Here is a 17,144-nt window from a genome sequence, read left to right as displayed (position 1 = left end):
GTTGAACGCTTCTTTAAGCGTATCAAGCATTTTCGTCGCGTCGCCACTCGATATGACAAACTCGCCCACAGCTACCTCACCTTTGTCTCCATCGTGTCTGCCTTCGGGCCGCTCTTAAATGTAAACATGACCTAGTCTGCCAACGCAGAATGAATTTATAAAGCTAATCTTTCTAATCCAGATTAAGGAACGCTAATGCTGGACTACGCCCTCCTCGACGCCTTGCTCGCCGTGGTTCGAACGGGCTCGTTCGAGCGCGCCGCACGCGCCTTGAACGTCACGCCTTCGGCGGTATCGCAACGCGTGAAATTGCTCGAAGAGCGCGTGGGCAGCCTGCTGGTCAAGCGCGGTCAGCCGTGCGAGGCGACGTCGTCCGGCGCGCTGCTGTGCCGTCATACCGAACGCGTGCAGTTGCTCGAAGCAGAACTCGGCGGCCGCATGCCGACATTGTCGGGCACGCCGAGCGAGTCGCGCGCCAAGTTGCGCCTCGCCGTCAACGACGACAGCATGAGCACGTGGTTCATCGACGCTGCGGCGGAATTCTGTATCGAACGAGGCCTGCTGTTCGATCTCGTCGTCGATGATCAGGACCATACCGCGCAGCGGATCCGCGAAGGCGACGTGCAGGGCGCGGTGACCACACAAGCGGAAGCGGTTTCCGGCTGGCGCGTGTCGAAGCTCGGACGCATGCGTTATCGGGCGGTCTGCTCACCCGAATATTTTGCGCGATACTTCGGCGATGGCCTCACGCGGGACGCGCTAAGACGCGCGCCATGCGTCAATTTCAACGAGAAGGATGAGTTGCAGAAACGCTTTCTGCGCCGTGTCACGCGCGCGGACATCGATCCGCCTGCGCACGTCGTGCCGCATGGCGAAGGCTTCCTGCGCGCCTGTACGTCGGGACTCGCATGGGGCATGTGCCCGCAACGACTCATTGCGCGCCAACTCGCAAGCGGCGAGCTCGTGGATGTATCGCCTAATGTTCGACTCGACGTCGATCTCTACTGGCAAAGCTGGCGCGTGTCGCTTGGCTGGCTGGACGACTTCAGCGCCTTGCTGAAGCAGCGCGCGAAGTCGTATCTGGATTGAACGAAGGCTTCAGGCCGCGCTGATTTCCACGGCATCCACGCGGTCCGGATAAAACGCGAGATATGACTTGATATCGGCGACGGCGTTGTACGGGTGCTCATATGTCCACACCGCATTCACCGACTTTTCGCCACCGGCAAGGATGCTGTAATAGCTGCATTCACCCTTGTAAGGACAATAGGTAGCGTGCGTCGTGCGCTCAAGCTGCGACATGTCCACGTCTTTGCGCGGCACATAAAGCACTTCCGGATAAGACGCCTCGCGCAAAGCGAGCACTTCGCGCGAATCGGCGATAACGCGCCCGCCCACTTTCACCACGATGCGCGATGCACTGCGACCGACCGTAATCGGATGATCGGGGCCGGGAATTTTGACGGTGCGTTCCATGAACGTCTTCCTTGGAAGAATCGACGATCGATCTTAGCGCCGTTCAAAGCGACGTGCACAAACCACGGCCTCAAGAAATAAAAGCGCGACGCCCGCTAAGGACGTCGCGCTGGGAACGCTTAATAATCGGTCGATCAATGACCGAAATAAGTCGGCTTGGTGCCGTCGTTTTGCAGCGGCTGCATCATGCGCATACCCGACGCCGATGTGCCGTTAGCAGCGCCACCGTAGGATGCCTCATCGCCTTGCGATGCACCATTTTGGCGCCATACGCGATGTTCCGCTGCTTGCGCGTCTTGCGGATATGTCGTGTTGTCGTCCACGCCCGGGTTATAGCCCGCCGCTTCGACTTGACACAGATCCTGCTGGACCTGGGCGCGCGTGGCGCCCGAATCCGATTGAGCAAATGTAAGAGCCGGCGCCACCAGCACGGCGGCAGCGGCGACAGCCTTGACGATCGATTTCATGGTGAACCTCCGGAATACTCTGTTAATCGGGTAGCGCATTAATTTCTGCGCCCGCTTAGTTCAGAGCATCGCGCGTGCCCGGCTCGTCGTATTTAAGCGTCCCACCGCATCGTTTAGTTTGTCCTGCTTTCGACCAACTTAACTAGCACATGCAGCATTCGATTAGCCGGCGTCGGCACACCCAGCGCTTCGCCGCGCCGCACGATCAATCCGTTCAAATGATCGATTTCGCTGCGTTTGCCGCGCGCCATATCCTGCGCCGTCGATGAAAACTGGTTGGGCATCGTTTCGGCAATACGTCGTACGGCCGCGTCCACATCGCCCGGCATCGTCACGCCTTCGGCTTTGGCGACCGCCATGCATTCGTCGACGACATCGCGCATGGCGTGCGTGACACCCTCGCCTTGAACGAGTTTCCCGTAAGGCATTTGCGACAGCGCGGATAGCGCGTTATACGCGCAATTCAACACGAGCTTCGACCATAGCGCGCCGCGCACATTGTCGGAGATCTCCGTGGGCACACCTGCGTCGCGCAATGTCTTGGCGATTTCTTCGCTGGCGCTCGACGGCTCGATCACCAGTTCGCCGCGTCCGTGATGCCGGATATGCCCCGGACCCGCCATTTCCGATGCGACATAGACCACGGCCGCAGCCACTTCCTGAGGCAGCAACTCGCGCAGACGCACGGCGTTCTCGACACCGTTTTGCAGCGACAGCACAAGCGTGTCCGCAGCCAAATACGGCGCGATGGCTTGAGCCGCGCTATCGGTATCGGTCGACTTGACGCAAACGAGGATCAGCTTGGCGCCGTGTACCGCGCTTGCCTCGGTGCTGGCGCTCAAGCGTACTTGTTCATCGAACGTTTGCGTATCGAGCCGCAAGCCGTCGCGTTCGATTGCCTCGACATGCTGCGCTCGCGCGATCAGCACGACTTCGTGACCCGCGCGCGCAAGCATGCCGCCGTAATAACAGCCCACTGCGCCTGCGCCCATGACGGCAACTTTCATCTTTCTCCTCTCCTGTTGATTTGCCCGACGGTCGTCCAAAAGGCTTTGGATAGGAACGGTAACACATGGCGAAAACACCACGATTTAAGCCTCGCATTGCCGTTTCACCCTAACCGATCAAAACGCGCCGATGCAGCCGCAAACGCTTGCGCCGCCATCGTGCCGCTCTTGCCCGCCATGCTTTGTGGGCGGACGCACGATAGTCCGATGATTTGCCTTTGAACCATATTGTGAAAGGATGCCCCGAACGATACGCTTCATCCCAGCGGATCGATCCTGTCGTCCAGAGAAGAAAATCGACTGCCATGCAGCCTAAAACAACACTCCAATCCGCGTCGGAATAAAGGAGAACGGGAGACACATTACCGCGTGCCGAACAGGGGCGGCACGTCGCTCACTTCCTTAATCCGGACGTGCGCGCGCAGCGCGGACCGTAATCAATAAGCGGCAAGCCGTCGTCATGACGAACGGAATCAAGCCGATGCGTGGGCGTTTTCACGAGAACAACAATGAACCATGGATATGAAACATCGCTCGTCAAGCGCGTAGTCAACGAACTTGTCGCGAGCATCGTCAGCGGGGAGTATCAGGACAACGTTTTGCCGCCGCAAGTGATTCTTTCTAAGAAGCACGGTGTCAGCCGCACCATCATGCGGGAAGCGCTCAGTGTGCTGATCTCGCGCCGCATGCTCGATGTTCGTCCCAAGACGGGCACGCGTATCAAGCCCGCGCGCGAGTGGCTGATCATGGACCCGGAAGTCGCCGAGTGGCGTCTGCGTGCATTGCCCGATCAGGACTGCATCGCGCGTCTGCTCGAATTCCGCGTGCTCGTCGATCCGCCCGCCGCGGCCCTTGCCGCCACGCGCGCCAATCGTCATCAGCGTATTGCCATCAATGCGGCGTTTCAGCGTCTCGTGCATGCGAGCCCTTCCGAAGCATTGCAATCGACCGCTGAAGAAGCGTTGCAAGCCGCTATCGTCGATGCCAGCGGCGACGAACTGTTGCGTCAGATGGGCAGCGTCGTGCGCGTCGGTATCCGCACGATGAAGTCGACGATGCGCGCACAACCGCAAGCGATGCCGCGCGCCAGCAATGCCGAAATCGGCGATTACGGCCGCGTGGTTCGCGCGATCGAAACAGCGGATGGAGACGGCGCACGCGCCGCCATGACGCAACTCCTGACGCGCAGCCAGTCGATCTGGATGGAAGAGGCGATCTAACCGCCGCTCTCCGCGTTCTTCGTCGAGGCCTTCACAGGTCCGCATCGTGCGCGCCCCACGCGCACGATGGATTCGCCGCGCCGGCCTCGCTGCGTGACTACAATGAATGAGTCACAAGCGAGGCCCCATCACGCGATGAGTCATCCGCCATCCGTTCCACGGAGCGCTTGGCATCGGACAAACGGAGGCAGCAATGGCAGAGCTCGATAAGGAAAAAGTCGTCGACGTGCTCAACCGGATTCTCGAATCCGAGCTTGCGGGCGTCGGCGCTACACGCACTATTCGTTTCTCGTCTTCGGCTTCGGCCGCATTCCCATCGTTTCCTGGCTACGCGCGCAGGCCGACGAATCCCTGCAACATGCGCACCAGGCCGGCGAATGGATCACCACGCTCGGCGCGTATCTGTCGCTCGAAATCGGGCCTTTGCTCGACAATCACACGTTCGATATCGCGACCATTCTGCGTGAATCGCTTCAGGCGGAAAACGTCGCGCTGGACCACTATCGCGCGTTGCTGTCGCTCGTGGAAGATCGCTCTGTGGCGCTGGAAGAATATGCGCGTCAGATGATCCAGACCGAAGAGCTGCATGCTGGCGAAGTCGACAAGATGCTGCGTCGTCCCGGCGAAGTGGAGACGTCGCCCGAGCGGCGCACGGGCCATAGTTGAGCGAATAAAAAGCGCTGACTAAGCAAATAGTCAGCGCTCCGATGCATCGATTGAATCCGAAGCTTACTTCGGTTGCGAAACCGTGCGCAGATACGGCTTGAGCGTCTTGAAGCCTTCCGGATACTTCTTCTTCGCGTCTTCGTCGGAAACCGAAGTCGGAATGATGACGTCCTCGCCCGGCTTCCAGTTCACCGGCGTGGCGACCGTATGCTTGGCGTTGAGTTGAAGTGCATCGAGCAGACGCAGCACTTCGTCGAAGTTACGGCCGGCGCTCATCGGATACGTGAAGGTCGCCTTGATCTTCTTGTCCGGGCCGATCAGAAACACGGCGCGAATGGTCGCATTATCGTTAGCGGTACGCGGGCCGCCGCCGCTCGCGTTCGGATGGATCATGTCGTAGAGCTTCGCGACATTCAGATCCGAATCGCCGATCATCGGATAATTGACGGCGGAGCCTTGCGTTTCCTCGATATCCTTGGCCCACTGCGCGTGATTCGTGACAGGATCGATCGACAGGCCGATGACTTTCGTATTGCGCTTGTCGAACTCGGGCTTGAGCTTGGCCATGTAGCCGAGTTCGGTGGTGCAGACAGGCGTGAAGTCCTTCGGATGAGAAAAGAGAATCGCCCACTTGTCACCGATCCATTCATGAAAACGGATGGTGCCTTCGGTCGTTTCTGCCGTGAAATCGGGAGCTTCATCATCAATGCGAATCGACATATCTAATCTCCACGTGAAGTAATAAACGGAGAACGTTCTGTCATATAGCGAACGGATTCCGGTTGAACAAATCAATAGAGCGATTATAAAGCGGACGCGCGATCCGCACGCCGAAGCGGGCCATGTCCGCAATGCGCGCGTGGCTTTCACCCTGCTAATCGTCGCATTTCACTGCGTTTTTTTAGGGTCGCGGCACGTTTCTTGCTGATGAGCGCAAGCCGTGAACGAACGTTTGCGCGCCGACAGTCGAGTTTTTTGCTTGTGCTCAGCGTATCGTTGTTCAGGATTTCCGCTATTACGATACGGACTGACTTCCAACCCCATGTGCAGGCGTGAAGCGGCAATTGCGCGAAACATCCCGCACTCGAACGGACGGTGGCCCTCGACGCGCAACGGCGCGACACGGCTGGCGTCGAACAGGAGGCGATCGTGGCCGTCATGCAAAGAAAGACCGTCGCTGCATTGCAGGAAGAAGCGACGCAAACCGAAGACAGCCTCAAGGAACACGATGGCGGCAGTGCGCTAAAGCGCTCGCTCACCGCGCTCGACGTGGTGATGCTCGGTATCGGCTGCATCATCGGCGCGGGGATATTTGTGCTGACCGGCCATGCAGCGGCATCGAATGCAGGCCCTGCCATCACTATTTCTTTCGTGCTCGGCGCAATCGTGTGCGCGCTCGCGGGTTTGTGTTACGCCGAAATGGCGTCGACCGTGCCCGTCTCAGGCAGCGCTTACACGTATGCGTACGCGACGATGGGCGAACTTATCGCGTGGCTCATAGGCTGGGATTTGATCCTCGAATATGCAGTTGGCGCGACGACGGTTGCGATCGGCTGGTCGGGGTACGTGGTGAGCTTCCTGCACTCCATCCACATCGATATCCCGGCGGCGCTGGCGCAATCGCCGCTTGCTTACGATCCCGCTAATGGCTGGAGTCACGCAGGCGGCATTCTCAACGTACCGGCGATGTTGATCGTCGGTCTCATCACGCTCTTGCTAGTGCTGGGCATTCGCGAGTCGGCACGCGTGAACAGCTTTATCGTGATCATCAAGGTGTTTATCGTGCTGGCGTTTATCGTCGCCGGTATCGCTTATGTGGACACGAGCCATTGGGTCACCGCTAAAAACCCGAGCGGCGCATTTATTCCGCCCAATACCGGCGAGTCCGGCGTGTTCGGCGTGTTCGGCGTGTTCGGCGTGTTCGGCATGAGTGGAATTTTGCGAGGCGCGGCGGTCGTGTTCTTCGCTTACATAGGCTTCGATTCCGTGTCATGCGTCGCACAGGAAACGCGTAATCCCAAGCGCGATATGCCGATCGGTCTGCTCGGTTCGCTGATTATCTGCACGATTCTTTATGTGCTCGTGTCGTATGTGCTGACAGGCATCGTGCCTTACGACAAGCTGAATGTTGCAGACCCGATCGCGGTCGGCGTGGACGCCATCGGCATGCGCTGGCTCTCGCCTATCGTCAAGCTCGGCGCGATCTTCGGCCTGACGTCCGTGATTCTCGTGCTGCTGCTTAGCCAGCCGCGCATTTTCTATTCGATGTCGAGAGACGGCTTGCTGCCGCCGTTCGCATCCAAGATTCATCCGCGCTTTCATACGCCGCATATCACCACGCTCTTTACCGGCGTCGTCGTGATGATTCTCGCCGGTCTTCTGCCGATCGGTCTCGTCGGCGAATTGGTGAGTATTGGCACGCTGTTCGCGTTCGCGGTGGTGTCGGTCGGTGTGGTCGTGCTGCGTGTCACGCAACCGGAGTTGAAGCGTGCATTCAAGACGCCGGCGGTGTTCATCGTCGGACCGCTCGGCGCGATCTCGTCGATCTTTCTCATGACCGGGCTGCCTGCCGATACGTGGATCCGTCTTATCGTGTGGATGGCGATCGGTATCGTGATCTACTTCGCGTACGGCATTCGCCATAGCAAGCTGCGCGATCGGCAAGCAGGCTCGTCGGGACAGACCGCGCGAGGCTGAAACACGCGTCAGTGACTGGCGCCGAGATAAGCCGCCTTGACCGATGGATCGTTCTTCAACTGTTCGGCCGGGCCGTGTATCGCTACACGGCCGTTCTCGAGCACGTAACCATAGTCGGCTACGTTAAGCGCGGCTGCCGCGAATTGTTCGACCAGCAGCATCGTTACGCCCTCGTTCTTTAATCGTTCGATGATGCGGAACACTTCATCGACGAGAATGGGCGCGAGTCCCATCGATGGTTCGTCCAGCAGCACCAGATCGGGATTGAGCATGATGGCGCGTGCCATGGCGAGCATTTGCTGCTCGCCGCCCGAAAGCGTTCCGGCAAGCTGATTGCGGCGCTCTTTCAAGCGCGGAAATAACTCGATTGCGCGCTCCAGATCTGCGGCGATATCGCCTTTAGGACGCGCCCACGTCAAACGCGGAAAGGCGCCAAGCAATAAATTATCCGTTACCGACATCGTCGCGAACACGCGTCGGCCTTCGGGAGAATGCGCAAGGCCGAGACGCGCGATCTTATGCGAATCCATCGCGTCGATGCGCTTTGCGGCGTTACCCTCGCCCATCGTAATTTCGCCGTCGGTCGGCTTGATCATGCCGGAAATGGCGCGCATGGTCGTGGTCTTGCCCGCGCCGTTCGAACCGATCAGCGTGACGACTTTAGCTTTTGGCACATGCAAGGAAATGCCGTGCAGCACTTTAACCTTGCCATAGTAGCCCGCATGCAGATTATTGATCGACAGCATCAGCGCATCCCCCGTTAAGCCGCTGCTTGCGCGGCCTGACCGCCCAGATAAGCCTCGATGACTTTCTCGTTAGCCTGAATATCCGCGGGCTTCCCTTCTGCGATCTTCTGTCCGAAGTCGAGCACCGATACCGTATCGCATACGCTCATCACGACGTCCATATGATGCTCGATCAACACCACCGTGATGCCGCACCTTGCGAATGATCGCAACGAGTTCGCGAATATCGGGCGCGGTGAGTCCCGCCGCAGGTTCGTCAAGCAGAAGCAATTGAGGATCGAGCGCGAGCGCCCGCGCGATTTCGAGCAGACGTTGCTTCCCATAAGGAAGATTGCGCGCTTCCTCGGCGGCCGAATTTTCGAGCCCGACGAAGCGCAGCATGTTATAGGCACGTTCGCGTGCAGCGAGTTCTTCGCGTCGATAACGCCCGGTCATGGCGCCAACATCCGCGAAGTTCGACTTGAAGGTGTGATGCAAGCCGACCAGAACATTTTCAAGCGCCGTCATCTCGCCGAAGAGCTGCACGTTCTGAAACGTCCGCGCGATACCCGACAACGCGATCTTCGACGACGTGCGCCCGCTAAGCGATTGGCCTTCATACTCGATTGCACCCGACGTCGGCACGTAGATGCCCGTCAGCACATTCATCATCGTGCTTTTTCCCGAGCCGTTCGGGCCGATCAAGCCGTGAATAGTGCCGCGCTTGACGGTCAGATTCACGTCGTTGAGCGCCTTGAGGCCGCTGAATTGCATGAGCACATTGCGCACGTCGAGGATCGTGCCCGCGTCTTCGTTGACGGCGGCGGCGACTGCATCGTCCTGACGCGTATGGCTCGCGAGTTCTTCCGTGTTCACCTTCGTCACGCACACGCGGCCCAAATTCAAGGTCTTGCGCACGAAACCGACGATACCGTCCTGCAAGTAATACACGACAAGCAGGATCATCAAACCGAAGATGGTCAGACGCCAGTCCGTCAGCGCTTCGATCCAGAACGAGAAAGCAGCAAGCCCTGCCGTGCCGATAACCGGAATCGCGACGCGTTGCAAGGTCGTGGTCTTGCGCATCAAGGCGAGCGCAGCCCCGGTGACCACGACGACGGCAAGCGCCGTCGCCACGAGTCTGAAGTTTGCGATATCGTCGAGCAGCTTGGGCAGCAACACGATGACCGTCGAGCCGATAAGCGCAGCCGTGCGCGTCTTGCGCCCGCCCATGATGATCGCAAGAAAAATAGAATCGTCAGTTCGAAGTTGTACGTGTTGGGCGAGATGTATTGCTCGGAATACGAATAAAGACATCCCGCGAGGCCCGCGAAACCCGCGCTGATCACGAACGCATAAACCTTGTAGCGATACACCGATACGCCCATGCAATCCGACGCGATCGGACTATCGCGCAACGCTTCGAATGCGCGCCCGAGATGCGATTTCAACACGCGATGCACGACGATCAAGGACACGACCAGAAGCGCTGCAACGAGCCAGTAATACTGCACTTCATCGAGCCTGTGACCGGTGATCGTTGGCTTGGGAATCTTGAGGCCCATCGGACCGTTGGTCAGAAAATCCATCTCGTTGATGAGAATCTGGATGATCGTGCCGAACGCCAACGTGACCATCGCGAGATAAGGACCGGACACGCGCAAAGCGGGCAACGCGAGAATCGCCCCAAAGCCCGCAGTCACGACGATGGCAAGCGGCGCGGTGACATAGAACGGCAAGCCCAGCTTGATAAACAACACGCCCGCCGTATAAGCGCCGACGCCGAACAAACCGGCGTGCCCCAACGAAACCTGTCCAGTGTAACCCACCACGATATCGAGCCCGAACAACAGGATCGCGTAAATCATGATGGTTTCGACGAGATGGATGTAATACGGATTGCCCGACGCGAGCGGAAATACCGCTAGCGCAATCAATCCGACGAGCGCCGCAATCCAGTTCCTTGCTTTCATGATGGCCGCCTCATACTTTCTTGATTGCGGTCTTGCCGAACAGCCCCGCAGGTTTCACCGCGAGCACAATCAGCAACAGCACGAGGCCCGGCACGTCCTTATAGCCGGTCGAAATATAAAAGCCCGTCGTCGTTTCGGCGATGCCCAGAATCATGCCGCCGACGATGATGCCCATGCCGCTCGACAAACCGCCGATGATCGCGACAGCAAATGCTTTAAGGCCGAGCACCGCGCCCATCGTCGCGCCGGTCAGCGTCAGCGGTGCGATCAACACGCCGGCAAACGCTGCCGTCAATGACGACAACGCATAAGAGAAGGGTGATCACCAGGCCCGTGTTGATGCCCATCAGCGCGGCCGCATCGCGATCGTTGGACGTCGCGACCACCGCTTTACCGAAGATCGTCTTGCGGTTAAAGAACTCGACCGCGAGCATCATCACGAGCGCACCGCCTACGACAAGCAATTCCATCGGCAGGACATTCGCGCCGAATACCTTGAGCGGCGCTTCGGGCAACGGCGAAGGAAAGCGCAGATCGTCGCGGCCCCAAACGTTTTCCGCGATGTTCTTGAAGATGATGCCGAGCGCGATGGTCGACATGATCCAGCCGAATTCCGATTTGATCTTGATCGCCGGTCGCACGCCGATGCGCTCGACAAACGATCCCTGGAAAAGGCCGAACAGACAGACGAGCGGAATCATCAGCCAGTAATTCACGCCGAGAGACACAAGCGTCAAGCCGACGAGCGCGCCTAGCATGAGCGCATCGCCTTGCCCGAAATTCAGCGTGCCAGATGTGGCGAAGGTCAGTTGATAGCCGAACGCGATCACGGCGTAAATCATGCCGAGCGCGATGCCGCTATAGATGAGCTGGAGCAGAATCATCGTTGAGCACCCGAGAACGAAGCAAGCGTGCACAGCAAAGCCGCCCTCGCATGCTGTCGAGAGCGGCTCGTGAGGTCATGCGGAATGGGCGTCCGCGTCAGTTCGCGGCGGTCGTCGATTTCGTGCGAAGTGTCGCGCCGCCCTTTTTGTCGGCGTCATACGCGTAGACCACGCGGCCTGCCTTGACTTCGCCGACCACCGGCACGTTCGGGCTGATCGCTTCGTGATCGGCTTTGGTGAATGGCTTGTCGTACACCATCACCACGCCTTCCACCTTGGTGTTGAGGTTTTCCAGCGCTTCCTTCACCTTGGGGCCGTCGGTGGTGCCGGCCTGCTTGATCGCCGCCGCAAGCAGATACATCGAGTCATAGCCTTGCGCTGCCGAAACCGGCGAATCGATACGATCGTTCTTAGGCTTGAATTCCTTCAGATACGCTTCGATAAAAGCCTTGCGCTTAGGCGTGTTGGCATCCTGAATGAAGGTCTGCGGCATGCGCGCGCCTTCGCCGTTCGTGCCGGCATTGTCGATATAGTTCGCCATCGAAAGCGTCCAGCTGCCGATCAGCGGCACTTTCCAGCCGAGTTTCGCCATGCCGTTTGCGATCTGTGCAAGCTCGGGTCCGATGCCGTAAGTCAGCACCGCTTCCGCGCCGGCTTCCTTGGCCTTTAGCAACTGGGCCGTCATATCGACGTCCTTGATATTGAATTTCTCGGTGGCGACCGGCTTCACGCCCTTAGCGGCCAACGCCTTCTCCAGATCTTCGCGACCCAACTGGCCGTAATTGGTCGAGTCGGCGAGAATCGCGACTTTCTTAAAGCCGCGCTTGGTCACGGCTTCTTCGACGATCATCGGCGCCTGAATGCGATCGGCGGCAGCGTTGCGGAAAACGTAATTATCAGCTTGATCGTCGAATTGTTTGGTCACGACGGAGCCGGTCGCGACATTGTTGAACACGGGAATCTTCGCTTCCTGGAAAAAGCGTTGCGATGCCAGCGCGACGCCGGTGTTGATATAACCGACTACCGCGACGACCTTTTCCTTGTTGATCAACTCTTGCGCGATCTGCACGCCGCGTTCGTTCTTCGCTTCGTCGTCGCGCTCGACCAGCACGATCTGCCGTCCGAGCACGCCGCCCGATTTATTGATCTCGGCGGTGGCGAGGCGCACGCCGTCGCGCATGCTCACACCCATCGAAGACGAGCCGCCCGTGAATGGCCAATCAACGCCGACCTTGATGGGGTCAGCCGCAAACGCATACGAAAAAACGCCGAACGCAAGCGCGCCTGCGATCAGCTTGATCCGCATTCCCATGTCTGTCTCCGTCGCTTGAATCGTTATTCGAATGGCCACCTTGGTGCGGCGATGCGTGGATTGTTGCGCGCGTTATCGATTACACAGGCGGTAAGCGAGTTTAGAAAAATGTAAGGATATGACCATATTCGGAGATACCCGAACCGCACGCGCGCAAGCGCACATCTGACGACGAGTGAAAGCAAATGGTCCGGAATAAAGGCTGACGGCAGACGTTTAGCGATGCTTTCGCGATTTTTAGACAGCATGCCAAATCTAATCGACACGAAAAGAAAGGCTTAGAAGAGCGGGTATACGCGTAGATAAAAAAAACGCGCGGCATCCCGAAGGAATACCGCGCGCAACCTTGCGCACTCTTGAAACCGGTTGGCTGCTTAAACCGCCCTAGCGCGGCGCGCCTGTGTCTATAGCATGGGCGAATTGCCTGAGGACCGCGCCCGACGCATCCGTGACCGCCCAGAAAGTCATGCCGTCGTGATTCCAGCGGGCAAGCGAATAACCATCATCGGATTGTGTAACGACCGGCGTAACGTCCTTGTCGTTCTTTGCATCGCTTTGAGCCCCTTTATCACCTTTGTGTTCGGGGAATACGTAGACATCGATCGGATGCTTCAGATAGCGATACACCACGACAGCAACCGGCTTGTGATCGATGTAGTCGAGCCGGCCACCAACCAGCGCGAAGCCGGGACCGGCCGGATCGATCACCGGCGGCGCATAGTCGATGCGTCCGTTGAACCACGGCTTGACCGTGTGCTTGTCGCTCGATATCACGTCGATGGCGCGGTCCGACATCAACGCACGCACGTGGCTCGACACGATCTCTTGCGCAACTGGCGACGATGGCGTCAGGCGTGGCACCGCCTGCAGCCATAACACCGCGCCGAGCACGAGCGCGGACAACACCCCGCCCGCTAAAGCACCGCCAAAAAAAGACCCCGAACCGCCAAGCGAAAATCCCCAAGCGCGCGATGCACGCCGCTCCGGCAAGCGATCACGTTGCTGCGCCCGCTCTCTCGCCTGCGCTTCTTCACGCACCCGCGTCAATACCTGCGCACGCAAATGCACCGGTGCGCGGTGATAAAGCGAGCCATCGGTAAGCCTCGTCTGCAGCGAGGCGATGTCGTTATTTTCCATTTCCCGACTCCTCGGCGTGACCCGGACCCGCCTTGCGCACGAGCCGCACATTCGGCTTGTCCTGACCTTGCGCGCTTCGCACCGCGCCCGCCAGCATCTTGCGTGCGCGCGCCAGTCTCGACATCACCGTTCCGATCGGCACGCCTGTGACGGCGGCCACTTCCTTGTAACTCATATCTTCCAGTTCGCGTAACACCAGCACCTCACGGAACGCAATCGGCAACGCTTCGAGCGCGCGATGCACCAGATGAATCTCGTCGCGGCGCACGGCCAGCGTTTCGGGATCGGCGCCGCCTTCTTCGGACCATCCCGGCAAGGCTTCGTCGCCGCCGATTTCCTCATCGAACGGCGTGGCGTCAGCGAGATTCACTCGTCGTCGCCATTCGGTGAACCATGTGTTGCGCACGATCGCCAGCAGCCATGCGCGCGCATTGCCCTCGTCCTTGTCCTCGAATCCGCCGAAGAAACGAAACGCCCGCAGATAGGCTTCATGCACAACATCGTCGGCATCGTTCGGGCTGCCGGACAGCCAGCGCGCGAGGTTATACGCGGCGTCGAGATGCGGCACCACGATCGCTTCGAAACGCGCGTGCAACGCCTGCGCCGGATCGGCCGCACCGGCGGCCTGGCTCGACGACTTGCCTTGTTTCGACCTGCCTTGCCACATCGCGCCGGTCTCCATGAATAAGGGAATGAAGCCGCGTCACGACGCAATGACGCAATCGCGACCCTGCTTCGAATACTCCTTTAGCAAACGGTTTATTCCCGTATTCGATGGTCGCCGCAAAAAAATAAATCGGGAATATTGCCCCCTTTTAGCCGGTTCGATGGACGGATGCCGTGCTCCGTGTGTTTCGACTCGTGGACGCAAGCGTCGCGCTCATGCTCCGTGCCGCCGTGTGCGCAAAAAAATGCTTAAAGGCGGCCACTTATTTCTCAAAGCTTCAAAGGAGTTGCCATGAAAACCGACTTGCACGACATGCCAGACGCGCAACCGCAAGACGAACTGGACGAACGCGGCAAGAGCCGCCGCACCGCGCTGTCGTGCATGGCGTGGGCCGGCGCGGGCGTGCTGTGGACCGTAAGCGGCGGCGTGCCCATGTCGCGCCTGATCTCGTCGGCGGAAGCGGCGGAAGTCAAGACGAGTTCCTTCAGCTTCGTGCAGATCAGCGACAGCCATATCGGCTTTAATAAGGATCCGAATACCGAACCGACCAGCACGCTCGAAGAAGCGGTCCATCAGATCGGTTCGATGAAAAAGCAGCCTGCCTTCATGATTCACACGGGTGACATCACGCATCTGTCCAAGCCCGCGCAATTCGATACGGCCACGCAGATCATCGGTGCGGCGGGGATGCCGGTGCATTACGTGCCCGGCGAACACGACGTTCTCGTCGAAGACGGCAATCCGTTCTTCGATCGCTTTTCCGAGCAATACGGCAAGGGCAGCAATCGTCACTGGTACAGCTTCGATCAGGGCGGCGTGCATTTCATCGGACTGACCAACGTGATCGATCTCAAAGGCGGCGGCCTCGGCTATCTCGGCGACGCGCAGCTCGCGTGGCTCAAGAGCGATTTGCAGGGCCGCTCGAGCAGCACGCCGATCGTCGTGTTCGCGCACATTCCGCTCTGGGCGCTGTATCCGCAATGGGGCTGGGGCACCGACGACAGCGCGCAGGCGCTTGCATTACTGAAGCGCTTCGGCTCGGTGACGGTATTGAACGGCCACGTTCATCAGGTGGCGCAAAAAGTGGAGGGAGAGATGCGTTTTTATTCAGCGATGTCGACGGCATTTCCGCAACCGTCGCCCGGCGATCCGGCCGGCCCCGGCCCGATGAAAGTGGGCGCGGACCGTCTGCGTTCGATGCTGGGTTTGCGCGAAGTCACGCATGTGGCGGGCCGCGAGCGGCTCGCAGTCGTCGATACGGCACTCGCCGTCAAGCAATCATGAGTGTCGCCATGATTACGAATTTCGTCTCAATCGAGAGATTGCGTCCGCTCGCGGGCAAGGTGTTGCGTCAGGCCGCGCTCGCGCTTTTCGTCAAAGGCCTGATCGGCGTGATTCCGACAGCTTGCGCGTAAGAGCCCGTCAAGCAAATGGTTGCGATGACCGCGCCGACCATCAGCATCGACAATTTCGCTTTTAGCCAACCGAGCGTGACAGTGCCGGTCGGCACCAAGGTGACGTGGATCAATCACGACGACATGCTGCATACCGTCGCCGATGAAGGAAAAGCCTTTAAATCCGATCCGCTCGATAGCGGCGACAGTTTCTCGCATGTGTTCGACAAGCCCGGCACGTACAAGTATTTCTGTTCGCTGCATCCGCATATGACGGGCACGATCGTCGTGCAATAAAGCGCTTATCCGCGTGCTTTGGCGATGGCCGCCAGATTGCCTTCGCCGAATCCGTGATGCCCGCGCCGCTCGACGATCTCGAAGAACATATCGCCGGGCTCGCGTTCGAGAAAGGTCTGCAAAAACAGTTGCGGCGTGCCATCGGCGAGAATTTCGCCGTCGACGAGAATGGTGCGTCACGAGTTCACTGCCCACTGCCGGTTCGTCGTCCTGTGCGAAGCCGTCTGCCGCGGCTTCGTGATCAATCAGTCCCGTTGATTCGCTGGTGTTCATGGCTCGCTCCGTTTTCTTTTCGGTTCGAGAGCGCCGGAGTGTTTTTTTGGCGCTTCGTTGCGATGCCTTTTGCAGCTTTCTTGCCAGCTTCTTTAATCCATTGTTTTTATTAAATATTCTTTGATTTTCTTAGTGTGATTAAACGGCTTGTGTCAATTCTCGTCCAACAGTTTTTTAGGCGATTCGTTGGTCAATCAGCGTCATTTCTTAGCGCCTGAGAAACAGAGCGATTTCTCGCTTTAAGGACGCTTCGATCAATGTGTTGGGAACACGCATACGCGCCGACTTTGGATGTCGGCGGCGAACCAACCTCTTGTGTTCGGGTTAAGTATTTCGACGTGTCGACGAAGGCGCTAAACGCCGCTTATTCAGCGGACTTAGCGCGCGCTAAAGAAATGCACCGATGATCGGCACGGCCCTTGCATTAGCTCTCGCATCCCGCTTAGCGAACCTGGAGAAAACAACATGAGCATCCTGACCATCAACGATCTGGAATACGACCGCGAACTCGATCGCGCGGCCATGAGCGCCATCGGCGGTGGCGGCGGTGCGCCGTGGGTCTATGGCTGGATGACGCCCTATGTGTCGGAGCAGCGCTCGCAACAAGGCTTCGGCGGCGGTATCGTGAACATCTACGACATCAGCAACATCGTGACCAACAATGTGTCGGTGGGCCAGATGATCAATCAGTAGTTTGGCCTGCAAAATTGAATTTGCCGGAATGGACCCGACGACGCAGTCTGGTGCAGACGTAAACGCACATCTCAGCCAGGTCTGCAGCGCACGAGTAGAGGTTGAGGCATGACGTTGAGCTGAAAACGCGCCCACGCGAGCAGCAAAAAGAATATAGGGCCAAGGCCCAGACGAACGATCGCGCGCAGCAGCCAGCGCAGGTTGTAGCCGGCCGCACACAGCACCGCATGCAGCGCGTCGCCGGTTTGCCCCTTGA

15 protein-coding genes and 6 pseudogenes are annotated in these 17,144 nt (G+C 58.7%); 9 read left to right on the top strand and 12 right to left on the bottom strand.

Features of this window, described 5'->3' with window-relative positions; translation table 11 throughout:
* Together BVER_RS30345 and BVER_RS18625 are read left to right on the top strand one after the other, a co-directional pair.
* A pseudogene (locus tag BVER_RS30345) lies at nucleotides 1-135 on the top strand (IS5/IS1182 family transposase); the annotation flags it as partial.
* A gap of 60 nt (nucleotides 136-195) precedes the next feature.
* Entirely contained in the window at nucleotides 196-1,089 is an 894-nt protein-coding gene (locus BVER_RS18625; protein ID WP_050454568.1) for a LysR family transcriptional regulator ArgP, read from the top strand.
* A gap of 9 nt (nucleotides 1,090-1,098) precedes the next feature.
* On the opposite strand, the gene BVER_RS18620 is transcribed toward BVER_RS18625, so the two are convergent.
* The 3 genes from BVER_RS18620 to BVER_RS18610 all read right to left on the bottom strand — a co-directional run bounded on the left by BVER_RS18620 (nucleotide 1,099) and on the right by BVER_RS18610 (nucleotide 2,950).
* On the bottom strand, nucleotides 1,099-1,476 hold the full coding sequence (locus BVER_RS18620) for a DUF427 domain-containing protein (RefSeq protein WP_050454567.1): 378 nt from the start codon (nucleotides 1,474-1,476) through the stop codon (nucleotides 1,099-1,101).
* Between the two features lie 134 nt (nucleotides 1,477-1,610).
* Nucleotides 1,611-1,943, bottom strand: coding sequence for a DUF4148 domain-containing protein (locus BVER_RS18615; RefSeq protein ID WP_050454566.1), 333 nt, complete (start codon nucleotides 1,941-1,943; stop codon nucleotides 1,611-1,613).
* 113 nt (nucleotides 1,944-2,056) lie between these two features.
* Nucleotides 2,057-2,950, bottom strand: coding sequence for a ketopantoate reductase family protein (locus BVER_RS18610; protein ID WP_050454565.1), 894 nt, complete (start codon nucleotides 2,948-2,950; stop codon nucleotides 2,057-2,059).
* 509 nt (nucleotides 2,951-3,459) lie between these two features.
* On the opposite strand from BVER_RS18610, the gene BVER_RS18605 reads away from it, so the two are divergent.
* Together BVER_RS18605 and BVER_RS18600 are read left to right on the top strand one after the other, a co-directional pair.
* The gene (locus BVER_RS18605) at nucleotides 3,460-4,170 is read left to right on the top strand and encodes a FadR/GntR family transcriptional regulator (RefSeq protein WP_050454564.1); all 711 of its coding nucleotides are present in this window, start codon (nucleotides 3,460-3,462) and stop codon (nucleotides 4,168-4,170) included.
* A 193-nt stretch (nucleotides 4,171-4,363) separates the two neighbouring features.
* A pseudogene (locus BVER_RS18600) lies at nucleotides 4,364-4,836 on the top strand (ferritin-like domain-containing protein).
* 63 nt (nucleotides 4,837-4,899) lie between these two features.
* Here BVER_RS18600 and BVER_RS18595 read toward each other — a convergent pair.
* The gene (locus tag BVER_RS18595) at nucleotides 4,900-5,556 is read right to left on the bottom strand and encodes a peroxiredoxin (protein ID WP_050454563.1); all 657 of its coding nucleotides are present in this window, start codon (nucleotides 5,554-5,556) and stop codon (nucleotides 4,900-4,902) included.
* 438 nt (nucleotides 5,557-5,994) lie between these two features.
* Here BVER_RS18595 and BVER_RS18590 point away from each other — a divergent pair, with 438 nt between their 5' ends.
* Nucleotides 5,995-7,533, top strand: coding sequence for an amino acid permease (locus BVER_RS18590; protein WP_050454571.1), 1,539 nt, complete (start codon nucleotides 5,995-5,997; stop codon nucleotides 7,531-7,533).
* Nucleotides 7,534-7,541: 8 nt separating this feature from the next.
* On the opposite strand, the gene BVER_RS18585 is transcribed toward BVER_RS18590, so the two are convergent.
* The 6 genes and pseudogenes from BVER_RS18585 to BVER_RS18560 all read right to left on the bottom strand — a co-directional run bounded on the left by BVER_RS18585 (nucleotide 7,542) and on the right by BVER_RS18560 (nucleotide 14,231).
* Complete coding sequence (locus BVER_RS18585; protein WP_050454562.1) at nucleotides 7,542-8,279, bottom strand: ABC transporter ATP-binding protein; 738 nt, start codon at nucleotides 8,277-8,279, stop codon at nucleotides 7,542-7,544.
* 14 nt (nucleotides 8,280-8,293) lie between these two features.
* A pseudogene (locus tag BVER_RS18580) lies at nucleotides 8,294-10,231 on the bottom strand (branched-chain amino acid ABC transporter ATP-binding protein/permease).
* Nucleotides 10,232-10,241: 10 nt separating this feature from the next.
* A pseudogene (locus BVER_RS18575) lies at nucleotides 10,242-11,115 on the bottom strand (branched-chain amino acid ABC transporter permease).
* A 97-nt stretch (nucleotides 11,116-11,212) separates the two neighbouring features.
* Nucleotides 11,213-12,427: an ABC transporter substrate-binding protein gene (locus BVER_RS18570; RefSeq protein WP_050454561.1), complete on the bottom strand. Its 1,215-nt coding sequence runs from the start codon at nucleotides 12,425-12,427 to the stop codon at nucleotides 11,213-11,215.
* 384 nt (nucleotides 12,428-12,811) lie between these two features.
* The gene (locus BVER_RS18565; RefSeq protein WP_050454560.1) at nucleotides 12,812-13,564 is read right to left on the bottom strand and encodes an anti-sigma factor family protein; all 753 of its coding nucleotides are present in this window, start codon (nucleotides 13,562-13,564) and stop codon (nucleotides 12,812-12,814) included.
* Entirely contained in the window at nucleotides 13,554-14,231 is a 678-nt protein-coding gene (locus BVER_RS18560; protein WP_050454570.1) for an RNA polymerase sigma factor, read from the bottom strand. Before BVER_RS18560 ends, BVER_RS18565 begins: the two co-directional genes overlap by 11 nt.
* 312 nt (nucleotides 14,232-14,543) lie before the next feature.
* Here BVER_RS18560 and BVER_RS18555 point away from each other — a divergent pair, with 312 nt between their 5' ends.
* The 3 genes from BVER_RS18555 to BVER_RS34165 are packed head-to-tail and all read left to right on the top strand — an operon-like array spanning nucleotide 14,544 to nucleotide 15,922.
* Entirely contained in the window at nucleotides 14,544-15,515 is a 972-nt protein-coding gene (locus BVER_RS18555; protein ID WP_050454569.1) for a metallophosphoesterase family protein, read from the top strand.
* An 8-nt stretch (nucleotides 15,516-15,523) separates the two neighbouring features.
* Entirely contained in the window at nucleotides 15,524-15,646 is a 123-nt protein-coding gene (locus BVER_RS35270; protein WP_269750777.1) for a hypothetical protein, read from the top strand.
* Between the two features lie 24 nt (nucleotides 15,647-15,670).
* Nucleotides 15,671-15,922, top strand: a complete 252-nt coding sequence (locus BVER_RS34165) for a cupredoxin domain-containing protein (RefSeq protein WP_232316638.1) — start codon at nucleotides 15,671-15,673, stop codon at nucleotides 15,920-15,922.
* 5 nt (nucleotides 15,923-15,927) lie between these two features.
* Here BVER_RS34165 and BVER_RS34160 read toward each other — a convergent pair.
* Nucleotides 15,928-16,098 (bottom strand): annotated as a pseudogene (locus BVER_RS34160) (4-hydroxyphenylpyruvate dioxygenase); the annotation flags it as partial.
* A 562-nt stretch (nucleotides 16,099-16,660) separates the two neighbouring features.
* Here BVER_RS34160 and BVER_RS18545 point away from each other — a divergent pair.
* The gene (locus BVER_RS18545) at nucleotides 16,661-16,888 is read left to right on the top strand and encodes a hypothetical protein (RefSeq protein ID WP_083452249.1); all 228 of its coding nucleotides are present in this window, start codon (nucleotides 16,661-16,663) and stop codon (nucleotides 16,886-16,888) included.
* A gap of 71 nt (nucleotides 16,889-16,959) precedes the next feature.
* On the opposite strand, the pseudogene BVER_RS18540 reads toward BVER_RS18545, so the two are convergent.
* Nucleotides 16,960-17,144: pseudogene (locus BVER_RS18540) on the bottom strand (IS5/IS1182 family transposase); the annotation flags it as partial.

The organism is Candidatus Burkholderia verschuerenii (assembly GCF_001189365.1).
Classification (GTDB): Bacteria; Pseudomonadota; Gammaproteobacteria; order Burkholderiales; family Burkholderiaceae; genus Caballeronia; species Caballeronia verschuerenii.
The sequence above is the reverse complement of the archived record's forward strand: the minus strand, read 5'-3'. Positions and strand labels throughout refer to the sequence as shown.